We start from the raw sequence: 15,855 nt of genomic DNA, 5'->3' as shown, positions 1-15,855 counted from the left end.
GGCGCAACCACCCGGGGGCGCACCCGCCCGAAAAGCGCTTGCTGCACGCGGCGGGCTCCGGGAGGGTGTGTCCATGACGTTCTGACGGACCGCACCCAGTTGCTCCACGGCCCCACGGCGCCGACCCGCGCCGTCATGCCGTCCGTCCATGACCGCTTTCGGCGAAGTGAGCGTCCTTGTCTCAGCCACCCTTCGGGCAGGGGCCCCTGCCCCGGTCCGCTCCGGCCCCTGGTTCGGCCACCGTCACCGTGTTCGCCTCCCCCACGAGCTGGATCGAGTCCGACGCCCTCGCGCAGTGCCACCAGGTGGCCGCCCTCGACGGCATGATCCACGTCGCCGCCATGCCGGACCTGCACCCCGGCAAGGGCGCCCCCATCGGCGCCGCCATGGCCTCGACCCTGTTGTACCCGTTCCTGGTCGGCTCCGACATCGGTTGCGGCATCGCCGTGTTCCCGCTCAAGCTCAGGCGTGCCGTGCCCGAGCGCCTCGCCGCCCGGTTTCCCGACCTCGACCGCGCGTTGGACCCCGAGCGTGCTGCCGACGACCCGGCCTGGGCCGTCGTGACAGGCGATATTCCCGCCGGTCACGTCGAGGGCCTCGGGACGGTCGGTCGGGGTAACCACTTCGTCGAGCTGGCACGGATCGACACCGTCTTCGAACCGGACCACGCAAATCGTCTCGGGCTCGCCGCCGGCGACCTCGTGCTCATCGTCCACAGTGGCTCCCGAGGGCTGGGCGAGCGGATCCTGCGTTCGCACACCGAAGTCCATGGCGCGGGTCCCGCCCAGGATCCCGACGCCTACCTGAGAATGCATGACGACGCCGTACGCTGGGGCTCGCTCAACAGGCGGCTCATGGCCGCCCGGGTCGCCCACGCCCTGGGAGCCGAGCCCACCGAGCCGATCGTCGACGAGTGCCACAACCTGGTCGAGGTCCGCGACGGGGTCTACCTGCACCGCAAGGGGGCGGCGCCGGGTGACGGCCGCGACGTGCTCGTCGCCGGCACGCGAGGCACCCGTTCCTATCTGGTGGCCGCCCACGCCGGACCGGACGCCAACCGTTCCGTGGCGCACGGCGCGGGCCGCAAGATGTCGCGCGCCGACGCCCTGCGCCGGGGTCGGGCCAAGCACACGGTCGAGGAGCTGCGCCGCACGCCGGTGGGGTCGCTGGTGGTGTGCGGCGACCGCCAACTGCTGTTCGAGGAGGCCCCGACTGCCTACAAGCGCATCGAGCAGGTGATCACCGACCTCGTCGACCACGACCTGGCCACCCCCGTCGCCGCCACGGTTCCCCTGGTCACCTACAAGACGCCCGACCTCGGGTCCATGCCCCCACGGGATCGCCGGGAGCACCGCCACCGGCGAGGCCGGCCGTGAGCGTCCACCTGCTCATGTCGGCCGGGCGTGGCCCGCGCGAGTGTGCCTGGGCGCTGGCCCGGTTGTTGCGCCGCCTGGAGGCCGACGGCACCCGGCATAGCCTGACGCTCCGTCGGGTCGAGACCGTTCCCGGTGACCGGCCCGGCACCTACCGGTCGGTCCTGGTCCGGATCTCCGGAGCCGGCGCCGAGGCGTTCGCCGAGGCGTGGACCGGAACTCTGTGCTGGCAGGCGCCCAGCCCCTACCGGGCCGACGCCGGCCGGAAGAACTGGTACGTCATCGCCCGACCGTGCCAGGTCGACACCCCGCACACCCCGTTCGCGGAGAGGGATGTCGACATCGTCGCCTGTCGCACCGGCGGCCCCGGCGGTCAACACCGGAACAAGGCCAGCACGGCGGTACGGGCGACCCACCGTCCCTCGGGGATCGTCGTCGTGGTCGACACGGAGCGGCAGTTCAGCCTCAACCGACGCATCGCCGTGCAGCTGCTGCGACGGCGCATCGAGCAGGGCGACGAGACGGCAGGACGCGCCGTGACCACCGCCCGCTGGCGGATCCACGACGAGCTCGTACGCGGCGACCCCACCCGCGTCGAACGTCCGGAGACGTAGGAGAGCACCTGGCCCCGCCGGTCGTCGACGCCACCCGACGGCGAGTGCGAGTGGCCATGGCGCCCCGGCCAATGGGTGGGTGGCCTGGCTCAGGCCGGTGGCGTCTGCGCGCGCTCGGCCACGAGGAGAGACAGCTCCCGGACCAGCTCGTCCATGGTCTGGCCGCTGTGTGCGCGGACCAGGCTGAGGGCGAGGTCGGCCAGGAGGTAGAACCCGAGGGTGCGGGCCTGCTCGGTGGGAAACACCGAAAGCAGCTCCTCGGCGCCGCCGGGGTCGCCGCGGCGGGTGGCCGCGACGACCCCGGCGGCGCGTTGGACCAGTTCCGCCGCGTCCGGGACGGGGCCGGTCACGCCGGTCAGGGCCTCGGCGCTGCGGCGCGGGCGGCGTCGAGGCGGGCGGTGACGTCGGCCCAGTCGACGATGTTCCACAGCCGGTCGACGTAGTCGGGGCGCACGTTGCGGTACTGCAGGTAGTAGGCGTGTTCCCAGGCGTCGAAGACCAGCAGAGGGGTGGCGCCCTGCCCGACGTTGCCGTGGTGGTCGTAGACCTGTTCGACGATCAGTCGCTGCCCCAGGGGCTCCCAGGCGAGGACGCCCCAGCCGGAGCCCTGCACACCCTTGGTCGCGGCAGACAGCTGGCCGGCGAAGCCCTCGAACGAGCCGAAGTGCTCGTCGATCGCTGCGGCCAGGTCACCGTCGGGGCGGTCACCGCCGTCCGGGGAGAGGTTGTTCCAGAAGATCGAATGCAGTACGTGCCCGGAGAGGTTGAACGCGAACGTCTTCTCCAGGCCGACGAGACTGCCGAAGTCGCCCTTGTCACGGGCCTCGGCGAGCTGTTCGAGGGCGTCGTTGCTGCCCTTGACGTACGCGGCGTGGTGCTTGCTGTGGTGCAGCTCCAGGATCTCCCCCGACATCGCCGGTTCCAGCGCGCCGTAGTCGTAGGGCATGTCGGGCAGGGTGTAGACGCCCACCAGCAACTCCTCGCATCGCAGTCGTAGGTCAGGAACGGGACGGGGCCCGACGAAGGTACGGATCTTCGGGCCGAAGCACCCGCCACTGATGCCAGGATCACGTAGTTGCCAAGGATTGGCAATAAGACTCGCCGGCGTGTCGACCTGAAGGGTGACGAAGCTGGGCGGTCGGGTCGACCGCGCCGTCGGCGCCGTCGGTCCAGCTGGTGCGGCACGGCGACTGGACCGTGCGACGGTCAGGAAGCAGCGGGACCAGATCGCTGAACCCGGCGGCCTCGCGGCCGGCGTCGACACTGAAGTCGGCTACGAACACGATCTCGTTGCCCGTACCGACCCTGAGCGTTTGCCACATTGGATTGTTCACGCGTTCCACCCTTGCGCGCCGCAACAGCGGTTTCAGTATCGCAAGAATTGCGCTGAGTAACTCCCGATGTGGAAGCCTGGACGACAGTATCAGCGACTTCCCAACCCCCGCGCCGCCGTCTATATTGGCCATGCCAACCGGGCCGACTGTCAGGACGGCGGGGTGCCCACGTGCCGAGCGTCGGGCAGACCAGTATCGCGACAAAGGAATCTGAATGCCAGCGGTTGTTGAAATCCGCGAGTTGGTCCGCACGTACCGAACACGGCGCAAGGCCGAGGACACCGTCGCTCTCGGTGGCGTCACGCTGACTGTCGATGACAGCGAGGTCCTCGGCCTGCTGGGGCCGAACGGAGCAGGCAAGACCACACTTGTCAAGATCCTCTCCACCGTCCTCCTGCCCACCTCCGGTACCGCGAGGGTGCTCGGGAAAGACCTGGTCACCGATCCGCAGACGGTCCGGGAGAACGTCGGTGTCGTATTCGGTGGCGAGCGGGGGCTGTATCCCCGGATCAGCGCGCGACAGAATCTCGCCTTTTGGGCCGCGCTTTATCGGCTGGACCGCCGTACCGCTCGGACCCGCTGCTCCGAACTGCTTGAGCGGATGGGGCTCGCCGACCGGGCGGATGAACCCGTGGAGACATTCTCCCGGGGAATGAAACAGCGACTGCACCTTGCTCGTGGGCTGATACACGGACCCCGGATTCTGTTCCTCGACGAGCCGACCATCGGTATGGATCCGGTCGCCGCCCGTGATTTCCGCGCACTCGTGCGGGAACTGCGGCAGGAGGGGCGTACCGTTTTTCTCACCACGCACGACATGGCCGAGGCCGAGGCCCTCTGTGACCGGGTCACCCTCATCGACCGCGGCCGGCTCGTGCTCGATGAACCAACCAGACACATCGGCCGGTACCTGGATGCCCGCGAGTGCGTCGACTTCACCTGCGACGACCCGGCGGTGCTGGCCCAGGTGTCGGAGTTGGCGTTCGTGGAGAGCGTCGAACCACGTGACGGCGGCCACCGGGCGCTGCTGAGGGAACCCGCGGACGTGGCACGGCTGCTGATGTGGCTGATCGAGCGGGGTGTGCTGTCGGCGCGCCGGAGCGAGCCCACGCTCGAGGACGTGTACCTGCGGCTGATCGGCACGAGAGCGATGTCGGTGTGAACGCGCTACGGGTCATCGCCGCGGCCTTCCGGTTGCAGCTCGCCATCACTCGGCGCAGCCCGGGCCACCTGCTGATCCTGCTGACCTCGCCGCTGTTCAGCGTCATTTTCCTGTCTCTTGTCGTGAGCGGCCAGCGGTCGGGGACGCTGGTGAACGGCGTACTCGCCCCGGGCCTGATCGGGCTCTGGCTGATGTCGCTCGACTTGGCCGCCTCGATCATCGAAGAGGAGCGGTGGGCCGGGCGGATGGAACTACTGGTCGCCTCGCTGACTCCGGTGAGTCTCGTGGTGTTCGGGCGGATCGGAGTCGTCATCCTGGCCGGCGCGCTGACCTTCTTCGAATCATGGTTGGTGGCAGTCGTCGGATTCGGAGCCGACGTACCACTCGAACGACCTGGCGTGTTCGTCGTGGCCATCCTGGCCACCTGCTTCGCGATGGCCGGTACTGCCACCCTGCTCGCCGCCGTGTTCATCAAGTCGCGCGCGCTGCACGTGTTCCAGAACGCGCTCACCTACCCGTTCTACATTCTCGGCGGGGTCCTGGTGCCGGTCGCGCTCCTGCCGGGCTGGCTGGAACCGATCAGCCGGGTCATCTTCCTGTCGTGGAGCGCCGACCTGCTGCGCGGCTCGATGAGCGGGGACCTGCCGGAGGCATGGCCGGCCTGGCTCGCCATGACGGTCGGTCTCGGCGCGGCAGCGCTGGTCGCCGGGGTCCTGCTCATCAACCGAATCATCGATCAGAGCCGCGAGACGGCCCACGTGGGTCACTCATGAACATTCCTTCTTCTCTCCGAGCTTCCTCGTTGGGTACCGGTTGGCTGCGCCTCGGGTACCAGTCGCTGCTGTTCTCGATCGCGGAGATGCGAACGGTGCACACGTGGCGCACCTGGCTGTTCGGCTGGGTGGCACGGCTGCTGACGCAGGTGACGTTCTTCGCGTTGATCGGGAAGTTCGTCGCCGACGACGCCACCATGCAGTTCGTGCTGGTGGGCAACATCGTCGCGCTCTCGTGCCTGGAGTCGATGATCGTCGTGCTGACGATGGCCGGTGAGCGCCGGCTGGGCACCCTGCCGCTGCTCGCGATAGCCCCGACCAGCCACGTACCCGTGTACCTCGGGCGCGGTCTGCACTGGCTCGCCAGCGGTATCGCCAGCTCTGTCATCGGCTGGCTCGTCCTACCGCCGTTGCTGGGCGTACCGCTGCCGTGGCCGGAGGCGTTGCCCGCGGTGACGATCATCCTTCTCGTCGCGCTCAGCTGCTACTGCTACGGCTGCTTCCTGGCCGGTCTCGCCGTGCGCTACCGCAGCCTGCAGGTGATCGTGCTGAACCTCGGCTACCTGCCCATCATGGCCTTCTGCGGCGTGAACGTTCCGATCTCCTTCTGGCCCGCCTGGCTGCAACCGGTTCTCCACCTGTTCCCGTTGACCAACGGCCTGCAAGCCATCCGTGCCGTTCTCGCCGGTGGCGCCTGGTCCGAGGTGTGGCCGAGGCTCGCGCTGGAGGCGCTCGTCGGCATCGGCTGGTTCGCCCTGGCCACCGTCTCGATCAATCGCGTGGTCACCAAGGGTCGCGCCGACGGCAGTCTGGAGTTCGGAAGCTGAGCGCACGGACGCTACTGCGACAACGAGTTCGAGGCCTGCCAGCGGACGACGGGCGCAAGGTCTTCGCCGACGTCCTTTCCAAACTGTCGGCCGACATCGCGACCGACAACAGTTTCAGTTCGGCGGGCCACTGTACTTGCGCGACCGAAGGCGTCACGGCGAGGTGTTCCAGTGTTGGGTGGTGCCCAGGGCCCCGGCAAAGTCGTGAGGGTCTCCGGCTTGGCAGGCCCCAGGGGATGCGTGCACTGCCGACATGATCGGCTCCTGCCGGGTCGGCTTTTGCCGGGTCGGCGTGTCCTGCGTTGGTTCCTTTGGAGCTGCCCCGTTTGTGTTGTCGGTGGAGTGGGAGCGTGGACGGGGCAGCTCCATAGGGACTGAAGGGCAGGTCCCCGACCGGGTGGGGGCATTGTTCGGGCCGCCGCCCGGCTGCCCGGTGTACGGGGCGGCGTAGCGGCGACTTCCCGGGGCGGGTACGGGGAGAGGAGGCATGGCTGAGGGCCGGTGAGACGGAGGCCCTGGCCAGGATCTCGGGTCATCCGCGAGGAGCGGAACGGGATTCCCGAAAGGCGGATGAACGTCGGGCGGGATCGGACACTCCGCGACTGTGCTGGGGCCCTGGGGTGGTGCCAGCCCGCGAATGGCAGGCACACCCAGCCCGACCACCCTCCCGTCGACCACCCCTGCTCGACACGATTACACTTGCCCGATGACTGAGGCTCCGAATGCCCCGCTCGCTGCGGCGATAGCCCGTAACCCCGCCCTGGTGCGGGAGATTTCGGAGCATCCCGAGCGGTTCCGGATGCTGACGGGGGAGCGCCCCACCGGTCGGTTGCACGTCGGTCACTACTTCGGCACGCTGCAGAACCGGCTCCGCCTGCAGGACCTCGGCGTCGAACTGTTCGTCCTGCTCGCCGACTACCAGGTCTTCACGGATCGTGATATCAGCGCCGAGATCGGCCAGAATGTCGTCGAATGCATGGCCGACTATCTCGCCATCGGGCTCGATCCCGAGCGGTGCACGATCTTCGCGCACAGTTACGTGCCTGAGCTGAACCAGTTGATGCTGCCGTTCCTGAGCCTGGTTTCGGTCAGCGAGTTGCAGCGGAACCCGACTGTCAAGGAGGAGATTCGTTCCTCCAACCGGCCGCAGGTGAATGGCCTGATGTTCACCTATCCGGTCCACCAGGCCGCAGACATTCTGTTCTGCAAGGGCAACCTGGTGCCCGGCGGGAAGGACCAGTTGCCGCACGTGGAGGTGACCCGGGACATCGCCCGGCGGTTCAACGAGCGGTTCGGTGCCGGTGAGGCCTACTTCCCGGAGCCTGAGATCCTGCTCAGCAACGCCCCTCTGCTGTTGGGGGTCGATGGCAGGAAGATGGGCAAGAGCCTCAACAACTCCATCAACCTCGGCGCCACGGCCGAGCAGACCGCAAAACTGATCAAGGGTGCGAAGACCGACTCGATCCGGGAGGTCACCTACGATCCGGATCAGCGGCCGGAGGTCGCCAACCTGGTGTTGCTGGGCTCCCTGGCGGCGGGCCAGAGTCCCGAGGAGTTCGCGGCAGCCTGTGCCGGCAGTGGCGCTGCCGGCCTGAAGAAGGCTGTGACGGAGGCGGTGAACGAGTTCTTCCGTCCGATCCGCGAGCGGCGCGGCGCGCTGCTGGCTGATCCCGGCCACCTGATGTCAGTCCTCAGGGCGGGGAACGAACACGCTTCCGGGGTCGCCCAGCAGACCCTCACCGACGTGCGCCGGCTCATGGGCACCGACTACTACCCGGTGGGGAACGCCTGACCCCGGTGCGGGAAGTCCCCACCACCCAGGGCCCGGCCGTGGCGGATGCCGCAACGAAGCATGTCACCCCGGGCAGCATGCTGGCCCGGCGCGATAGGCGAAATCAGGCGGGAGCGCTAACGACCCGACGGGGTGGCGGGTGACGCGACAGCGGTGAACCGACCGACGGTGATGACGTGGACGACTCAGATCCATAGGCGGCGTCCCACCACATCGAGCCGCCGCGCCCACAGCTCCGCCCGGGCCACCCAGGGCCCCGGCACAGTCGCGGAGTGTCCGATCCCGCCCGACGGCGGCCTGACGAATCCCCCCGGTCGGGGACCAGCCCTTCAGCCCCTATGGAGCTGCCCCGTCCACGCTCCCACTCCACCGACAACACAAACGGGGCAGCTCCAAAGGAACCAACGCAGGGCACACCGACCCGGCAAAGACCGACGCCGGCACGGGCCGATGGCGTCGGCAGCGCGCAACCCCTGGGGCCCTGCCAAGCCGGAGACCCTCACGACTTCGCCGGGGCCCTGCCGGGCCACCGTCCCCGGCCGACCGGGAACCGCACCCGCGACAACGCAATGCCCCGGCATGCTGGCCATGGCGACATATTCGGCGGCTCCGCTGTTGATGGACATAATTCTTTTGCCTGGCCCCTTTCCGCGTCCCCGCTTTCGTGTTCGAGGTCGCCCTCTCCCCCGCCGCCGCTAACCGAACGCACCGGCACCGTAACCCAAGAATCAGGCGTTCTGAAATGCGCCCCACGATGTGGGTGACATTATTGACAGTGCCGAGGGCAGCCCTTAGCATTCCCCACAATGTCGCAGCATGATGATAGCCATGTAACAGTCAGCACTGATTTGTTCACTGTTCTGCGTGACGTGGGGCCCGCGTTGGCGGGTCAAGTCGACCAGCTCGAAATGATGCGGGTGGACAGGGCCCTGGCGGCCATGGGCCACGTCGCGAGGTATGTCGTCGTCGGGGCCGGGAAGCCGGGCCCAAAGGGCCTCCTTCCGGTTTATCCGGTCGGGCAGCCGTACGCCGTGGCGCCTCATCCTCGGCTGGTGCTCGATGGGTCGGAGGCGACCCGGGGATGGCGTACGGGCTACTACCTCGGCTCACTCGGCCGGGCACCGGCGATGGCCGCGGTGAGCCCCGCCGCCGAGTCGGACCCTGTGCGGGCCGCCCTGTTGAAAGCCGGCTGGAAGCTGGTGACGGAACAGTCCGAGCGGCTGGACTTCGCGTGCTTTCCGCTGTTGGACGACGAACTGCTGGCGGCGGTGTTGCCGTTGGTCGCGGCGGACGACCCGGTGCTGGTGGAGAGCAACGAGGCGTTCGTCCCGGTGTCCTTCGACTCCTTCGCGGGATACCTGGCGGCGCAGTCTTCGAGTCGGCGGGAGATGATCCGCAAGGAACAGCGGCGGTTCCGGGCGGCGGGATTGCGGATCGTCGAGGTCGATCTGTCGGCATGGCACGGGCGTCTGGCACCACTGCTGCGGAACGTGGAACTGAAGTACGGGGTGGCCGGCACCGTCCAGGACTACGAGAACTACCTGGCCAGCATCGCGCGGACGCTGGGCAATCAGGCGACCTGCCTGGCGGTGTTCGGCGACGACGATCCGGACCGCAGCGACCCGGTCGCGTTCACGGTCGTCTGGCGGCAGGACAAGATGTGGCGGGTGCGGTGCTGGGGCTGCGACTACGAGCGGACCACGGGCACCTATTCGTACTTCAATCTGGTCGTCTACGAACCGCTGCGGCTCGCGATCGAGGCAGGGGCGCAACGGCTGATACTCGGTCGCGGAAGCCTTGAGGCGAAACTCGCACGGGGCGCCGAACTGCTGCGACTGACCAGCGTCGCCGTGCCACTCGGCACAATGAACACAAGATAGAGGGAACCCATGTCTGGCGATGTCACTACACAACTGGTCACCATCTGGCGAACGGCGCTGAAGAACGACGCATTCGGCGCGGAGAGCGATTTCGTGGAATTCGGTGGCACGTCACTGACGGCGGTGCGCATCCGGGCCCTCATCCGGACGGATCTGGCGAAGGACGTCGACCTGCTCGACATCCTCGACTTCCCCACTCCGGCGACGCTGGCCCCCGCCGTCGCGGCGGCACCCGCCTGGAGCGGGTAGCGGTCAGGTGGCCAGCACCGCCGCGAGGCCCGCGATCGTCGGATAGCGGAACAGGTCCAGCAGCGCCACCTCCCGCGACAGCCGACAGGACAGCTCCGTCTGCACCTTCAGCAGGTCGGCCGACGTACCGCCGCAGTCGAAGAAGTTGACCTCCGGCCCCGCCGGTCGCGTGCCCAGCACCGTGCTCCAGACCTGGGTGATCGTGGCCGCCAGCGCGGCGGCTCCCTTGACGGGAGAGGCCGGCGCGTTGGTGGCGGTCTTCGCGACGTCCGCCAGCCGGGCCATGTCCGGCTTGCCGTTCGGGGTCAACGGGAACGCCGGCATGACCATCACCCGGGTCGGCACCATGGTCGCCGGCAGCCGTTCCGCGAAGTGCCGGAGCACGGTGTCGCCGGTCAGCGCCCCCGGGTCGCCGTCCACGAAGGCGATGACCTCGGTCGACGACGACCGGACCGCAGTCGTCACCACGCAGTCACGTACCAGGGGATGTTCCCGGGCGACGAGTTCCAGCTCCGCCGGCTCCACTCGGAGACCGTTGACGGTGATCTGCCGATCCGCCCGCCCGCTGATCACGACGGTGCCGTCCGGCCGGGTGTGGCCCACGTCGCCGGTGCGGTACTCGCGCACACCGTCGCTGAGCCGGAACTGCCGCGCCGTCCGGGCGGGGTCGCCCAGGTAACCCAGGGCGAGGTACGGGCTGCGTACGACGATCTCGCCCGCGCCGTTCACCGGTGCGGGCGCACCGGAGGGCGTGACCACCGACACCCGCGCGGTCGGTCCACCGGAACCGATGCCCGCGTCGGTCCCCAGGTCGGCCACGCTCACCACCTGTGGCGTCTCGGTCGTGCCGTAGTACGACATCAGCTGTGCCTGCGGGAACAGGACCCGGGCATCGGCGGTCCCCACGCGCGTCATCGCGGCGCCGCCGAACCCCACCAGCCGCACCGACGGCAGCGTGATCCCCTCGACGACCGCCGCGGCACTCAACAGCCGCCCCAGTGCGGGGGTCAGGTGCAGGACCGTCGGCTCGACCTCGGCGAGCCACCGCACCATCGCGAGCTGTGACTCCGCCGCCGCCCGCGGAGGCACGAAGAGCCGCGCGCCGATGGACAGCGGCGTGAGCACGTCGCGGAAGAGCGGATCATGTCCGACCCCGGACAACAGGACGAACCGGTCCTGCGCGGTGAGGCCGAACCGCGGCACGTACCACTCCAGGAATGCCCGCAGCGGTTCCTCGCCGGCGGCGATGGCCGTGGGCGCACCGGTGGTGCCGGACGTGAAGGCGACGTACGCGGTGCCGTCGGCGACGTCGGCGCCCGCGCCCCAGTCGCAGCCGTCGAGCTGCCCGACCAGTTCCGGGTACTGCCCGTCGGTGGCATCCCACCAGTGGCTGAGCCGCGCCTGCGCGATCATCCGGCGCAACCGGGCGAGCGGCTGCGCCGCGTCGAACAACACGAACGGAACGTCGGCCGCGAGTGCCGCGAGCACGCCGACCGGCAGCGCCGGGGTCCGCCCCGCCACGATGCCGATCGGACCCTTTCCGCGCCAGCCGGCGGCGAGCACCGTGACCGCCGCGTCCAGCTCCGCGTACGAGTAAGAGTCGTCGATCGCGGGTGCTGCCCCGTCCCGCGACGCGGCCTGCCGGAACCGGTCCACGATGCGCGGGCCCGGCGTGACGAACTGTCGTGGCGCCCGGCCAGGGTCGTGCAGCCCGAAGTCGAGGTCGCGGATCGCGCCGTCCGGTGCGGTGGCGGCCAGTGGCAGCAGCGTGCGCAGGTGCTCGGCCATCGCCCGGGCGTGGCCGGCCTCGAAGAGCTCCGCGTCGTAGACGACCTCGACGTTCAGGCCGGTGCCGTCCTCGACGAAGTACCAGGACAGGTCGAACAGCGCCCCGGCCAGCGGCACCGGCAGCGGCTCGACCACACAGCCGGGCAGCCGCAGCGGCGCCGGCGGGTAGGAGAGCATGTTGCACCACATCTGGAACAGCGGGTTCGCGCCCGGCGTACGGGGGGCGTTGACCTCGCGCACCAGCACGTCGAACGGGACATGCGGGTGCGCCAACGCCCCCATGAGCCGCTCGTGCGTGGCGGTGGTCAGCTCCGCGACCGTCGCGTCGTCGGCCACCTCGCAGCGCAGCGCCAGCGAGTTGTTGAAGAACCCGACCGCGTCCTCGGCCCGCAGGTCGTCACGCCCCGCCACCGGCATCCCCAGCAGGAACTCGTCGCGACCGCTGTATCGGGCGACGATCACCTGGACGCAGGTGACGAGCACGGCGAACACCGTGGTGTGCAGCGCCCGCGCCAGTTCCCGGACGGCGTCCATGGTGGACTCCGGCACCGGGACCGTCACCCGGCCGCCGCGAAACCGTGGCCGGGCCGGCCGTACCCGCTGCACCGGAAGCCGCAGCGGCGCCGGAATCGCGGCCAGTTCCCGCCGCCAGAAGTCCAGCTCAGCGGTGACTGTCTCCTGGTATCCGGGGGTCTGCTGCTCGGCCGCCAGGTCGATGAACTGCGCCGGCAACGGCTCCCACGCCGGCGGCCGACCGGCCCGTACGGCCTCGTACGCCAGCCCGAGATCGCGCTGGATCACGTTGAACGACCAGCCGTCGGTGACGATGTGGTGCGCCAGCAGCAACAACGCGTGCTGGTCGGTTCCCATCCGGAACAGCACCGCCCGGAACAGCCGGCCCCCGGACAGGTCGAAATCCGCCGCCGCGACCTCGGCCGCACAGTGCTTCGCCAGCTCCGCCTCCGGCACCGTCACCACCGGCAGGTCGATCGGCTCGTGGTCGACGACGCGCTGGACGTCCCGGTCGGCCACCGTCGTGATGATCGTGCGCAGCGCCGAATGCCGTTCCACCAGCAGGTTCAGCGCCGTCGAGAGGGCGGCGACGTCGAGGTCACCGGTCAGCCGGTGCGGCACCGCCAGGGTGTACGCCTGGCAGTTCGGGTACAGCCGGTGCAGCAGCAACAACGCCTGCTGCGCCGCCGAGAGCGGCCCGATCCGCCGGCTCGGCCGCGCGGCGCTCGGCACCGCGGTGGTGGCCGCCTGAGCGTCGATGGCCGCGGCGACGGCGGACACGGTGCGGTGCCGGTAGACGTCGGCCACGGTCAGGGTGACCCCGAAGTCGCGTCGGATCCGCCCGCCCAGCCGCACCGCGGCCAGCGAGTGCCCACCCAGCGCGGTGAAATCGGCGGCCACGTCGATCGCCTCGACGCCGAGCACCTCCGCCCACAGGCGGGCCAGCGTCACCTCGGTCGGCGTCCGAGGCGCGTTGTCGCCGGTCGGGGCGATCGGTGGAGGACGCCGGGCAAGGGCGGCCCGGTCGAGCTTCTCGTTCGCCGTCAACGGGAACTCGGCGACGAAGACTGCCCAGTTCGGCACCATGTAGTCCGGCAGCAGCTCACGCGCGTGGGCGAGAAGGGATTCCGCGGTGCCCGCGCCGGTGACGTAGGCGCAGAGCGTCTCGGCGGCCGACTCCGGCTGCACGACGACGACGCCCGTCACGCCGGGGTGGCGTTCGAGCACCGCCTCCACCTCGGCCGGTTCGACGCGGAATCCGCGCAGTTTGATCTGCCGGTCGGCGCGTCCGCAGTAGACGAGGTTCCCGTCGGGACGGTGTCTCACCAGGTCGCCGGTGCGGTACAGGCGGGCGGACCGGGCGGTGTCGAAGGGGTCGGGGACGAAGCGTTCCCTGGTGAGTTCCGGCCGCCGGTGGTAGCCGAGCGCCACCTGGACCCCACCGACCCACAGCTCGCCGACCTGCCCGGCGGCGACCGGGCTGCCGTCGGGGTCGAGGACGTGCGTGGTGACGCCGCGTACCGCCGTGCCGATCGGGGTCCGGCCGTCGTCCGGCTCGGGGTCGTCGCCGGTGATGTCGTACGCGGTGGCGATGACGTGCGCCTCGGTCGGCCCGTACGAGTTGATGATCTTCAGCCCCGGTACGGCCGTGGCGATCCCGTGCAGAAGCCGCTCCGGGATCGGTTCCACGCCGACCATCAGCCGCCGCAGCGTGAGCGCACCCGGGTGCGCGTCCACCCACGTGCGCAGCGACGGCAGGACGGCCGGTGGCAGGTAGGCGGTCGCCACCGCGTGCCGGGCCATCAGCGCGAACATCGCCCCCGGCTCCAGCCGCACGTCGTCGGGTACGACCAGCAGGGTGCCGCCGGCGAGCAGCACCGAGAAGATCTCGTACACCGACGCGTCGAAGCCGACCGACGACCACATCGTGCCGACCGCGCCCGGGGCGAGCGGCTGCCGCGCCGCGAAGTCGGCCAGCAGGTTGATGATCCCCCGGTGGTGGCAGAGCACCCCCTTGGGCGTACCGGTGGATCCGGAGGTGTAGATCAGGTACGCCGGATCGTCGCCGTGCGCCGTCGGCTGCGCCACCGGGGCGTCGGCCGGCGCCGCCGCCCAGTCCAGGTCGATGACCGGCGTCGTCGTCCCTGGCACGGGAGACGATGGTGCCCGCAGGACGGCGGCCGGGGCGGCCTCGCCGAGCACGGCGGCGACCCGGCCCGGTGGCGTGTCCGGGTCGATCGGCAGGAACACCGCGTCGGCGGCGAGCGCGGCGAGGATACCGAGGAGGTACTCGGTCGACCGCCCGGCGCAGACCGCGACGACGTCGCCCGGCCCGACACCGGCGGCGCGCAGCCGCCCCGCCAGCCACGACGCGGTGGTGAGCAGCCGCGCGTAACTGATCGACCGGTCGCCGGAGCGGATCGCGGCCAGCTCGGGGGCGCGCTGCCCTGCCGCGCTGATCAGCGAGAACAGTCCCTCGTCGGTCGGTGACGTGGACGGTTCCCCGTCAGCCGGTGACATCGAGGACGAGCTTCCCTGTCGTCTCCCGGTTGGCCAGCGCCGTCAGCGCCTTGCCCGCCTCGGCCAGCGGATACACGTGCTCGGTGACCGGGGTCAGGGTGCCCTTGCTGATCATCGCGAACAGACCGGTCATCGTCTCCGCCGTGATCCGCGGATAGCGGGTGACCAGGTCGTTCGCCCAGAAACCGACGACGCTGCGGGAACCCTGCATCAGCGACTCGGAGCGGATCGGTGTGCTGCCCCGGCCCGACGCCGCGCCGTAGGTGACCAGTCGGCCGAGCCGCCCCAGCGACGCGAGCGCGGTGTCGAGGGCGGCACCGCCCGACATCTCCAGGTACAGGTCGACCGGCTTGCCGTCGTTCGCGGCGGCCAGCTCGTCGGCAAGGTCCTCGGAGGTCGGGTCGAGCGCCACATCGGCACCGAGCTGGACCGCGAGGTCACGCTTGGTCCCGGTGGACGCGAGCGCGATCACCCGCTTGGCGCCCCACGCCCGGGCCAGCTGCACCGCCAGCGATCCGACGCCGCCGGCGGCGGCGGTGACCACCACGGTGTCCTGCCGGGTCATCCGGCCCGCGGTACGCAGGATGTGCCACGCCGCGAACCCCTGGTTGGCCACCGCGAGTGCCTGCAGGTCGGTGATGGCGTCGGGCACCGCGACCAACGTCGCGGCGGGCGCGGCCACCCACTCCGCCCACGCCCCACCGGTACGGGGCAACGCGACGACCCGCCGCCCGTCGGGGTCGGTGCCGACCGCCTCGATGCCCGGGATGTACGGCAACGAGGGCCGGTAACTGTAGGAGCCTTCGACGACGTGCTTGTCGGCGAAGTTGACGCCGGCCTTCTCCACCCGGACGAGGACCTCGTTCTCCCCCGGTACCGGTTCGGCGAAGTCGGTCGCCGAAAGCGACTCCGCGGGGCCGAACCGCTCCACCACGACGGCTTTCACACTGCCTCCCACCGAAACACCAGCACCACCGCACCCTGCGGCCGATGATCTGACCAAACAGCGTCGCCGCCACCGACCGCTCGG

General features: G+C 70.0%; 13 protein-coding genes. 8 read left to right on the top strand and 5 right to left on the bottom strand.

What is annotated here, in order from left to right; translation table 11 throughout:
- The first annotated feature begins 206 nt into the window (after positions 1-206).
- Positions 207-1,376 carry an RNA ligase RtcB family protein gene (locus ACQPZO_RS13500; RefSeq protein WP_433350969.1) on the top strand — a complete coding sequence of 390 codons (1,170 nt, stop codon included), beginning with the start codon at positions 207-209 and terminating at the stop codon, positions 1,374-1,376.
- A complete protein-coding gene (gene prfH, locus ACQPZO_RS13495) occupies positions 1,373-1,987 on the top strand; it encodes a peptide chain release factor H (RefSeq protein WP_433350243.1) in 615 nt (204 codons plus the stop codon). The genes ACQPZO_RS13500 and prfH overlap by 4 nt, the downstream gene beginning before the upstream one ends.
- 89 nt (positions 1,988-2,076) lie before the next feature.
- Here the strand turns inward: prfH and ACQPZO_RS13490 are convergent, their stop codons facing one another.
- The 3 genes from ACQPZO_RS13490 to ACQPZO_RS13480 all read right to left on the bottom strand — a co-directional run bounded on the left by ACQPZO_RS13490 (position 2,077) and on the right by ACQPZO_RS13480 (position 3,321).
- Entirely contained in the window at positions 2,077-2,337 is a 261-nt protein-coding gene (locus ACQPZO_RS13490; RefSeq protein WP_433350241.1) for a superoxide dismutase, read from the bottom strand.
- 5 nt (positions 2,338-2,342) lie between these two features.
- Complete coding sequence (locus ACQPZO_RS13485) at positions 2,343-2,957, bottom strand: superoxide dismutase (protein ID WP_433350240.1); 615 nt, start codon at positions 2,955-2,957, stop codon at positions 2,343-2,345.
- Positions 2,958-3,054: 97 nt separating this feature from the next.
- Positions 3,055-3,321, bottom strand: a complete 267-nt coding sequence (locus ACQPZO_RS13480; protein WP_433350238.1) for a hypothetical protein — start codon at positions 3,319-3,321, stop codon at positions 3,055-3,057.
- A 214-nt stretch (positions 3,322-3,535) separates the two neighbouring features.
- On the opposite strand from ACQPZO_RS13480, the gene ACQPZO_RS13475 reads away from it, so the two are divergent.
- From ACQPZO_RS13475 to ACQPZO_RS13450, 6 genes are all read left to right on the top strand, one after another.
- Positions 3,536-4,483, top strand: coding sequence for an ABC transporter ATP-binding protein (locus ACQPZO_RS13475; RefSeq protein ID WP_433350236.1), 948 nt, complete (start codon positions 3,536-3,538; stop codon positions 4,481-4,483).
- Entirely contained in the window at positions 4,480-5,256 is a 777-nt protein-coding gene (locus tag ACQPZO_RS13470) for an ABC transporter permease (RefSeq protein WP_433350234.1), read from the top strand. Before ACQPZO_RS13475 ends, ACQPZO_RS13470 begins: the two co-directional genes overlap by 4 nt.
- Before the next feature lie 29 nt (positions 5,257-5,285).
- A complete protein-coding gene (locus ACQPZO_RS13465; RefSeq protein ID WP_433350232.1) occupies positions 5,286-6,083 on the top strand; it encodes an ABC transporter permease in 798 nt (265 codons plus the stop codon).
- A gap of 706 nt (positions 6,084-6,789) precedes the next feature.
- A complete protein-coding gene (trpS, locus tag ACQPZO_RS13460; protein ID WP_433350230.1) occupies positions 6,790-7,875 on the top strand; it encodes a tryptophan--tRNA ligase in 1,086 nt (361 codons plus the stop codon).
- Positions 7,876-8,681: 806 nt separating this feature from the next.
- A complete protein-coding gene (locus tag ACQPZO_RS13455; protein ID WP_433350228.1) occupies positions 8,682-9,755 on the top strand; it encodes a GNAT family N-acetyltransferase in 1,074 nt (357 codons plus the stop codon).
- A 9-nt stretch (positions 9,756-9,764) separates the two neighbouring features.
- Positions 9,765-10,004: an acyl carrier protein gene (locus ACQPZO_RS13450; RefSeq protein ID WP_433350226.1), complete on the top strand. Its 240-nt coding sequence runs from the start codon at positions 9,765-9,767 to the stop codon at positions 10,002-10,004.
- A gap of 3 nt (positions 10,005-10,007) precedes the next feature.
- Here the strand turns inward: ACQPZO_RS13450 and ACQPZO_RS13445 are convergent, their stop codons facing one another.
- Positions 10,008-14,825: an amino acid adenylation domain-containing protein gene (locus ACQPZO_RS13445; protein ID WP_433350224.1), complete on the bottom strand. Its 4,818-nt coding sequence runs from the start codon at positions 14,823-14,825 to the stop codon at positions 10,008-10,010.
- Entirely contained in the window at positions 14,812-15,771 is a 960-nt protein-coding gene (locus tag ACQPZO_RS13440; RefSeq protein WP_433350222.1) for a quinone oxidoreductase family protein, read from the bottom strand. Before ACQPZO_RS13440 ends, ACQPZO_RS13445 begins: the two co-directional genes overlap by 14 nt.
- Positions 15,772-15,855: the final 84 nt, after the last annotated feature.

Source organism: Micromonospora sp. CA-111912 (genome assembly GCF_050948415.1).
In the GTDB taxonomy this organism is placed as follows: domain Bacteria; phylum Actinomycetota; class Actinomycetes; order Mycobacteriales; family Micromonosporaceae; genus Micromonospora.
This window is presented reverse-complemented; position numbering and strand designations above follow the sequence as displayed.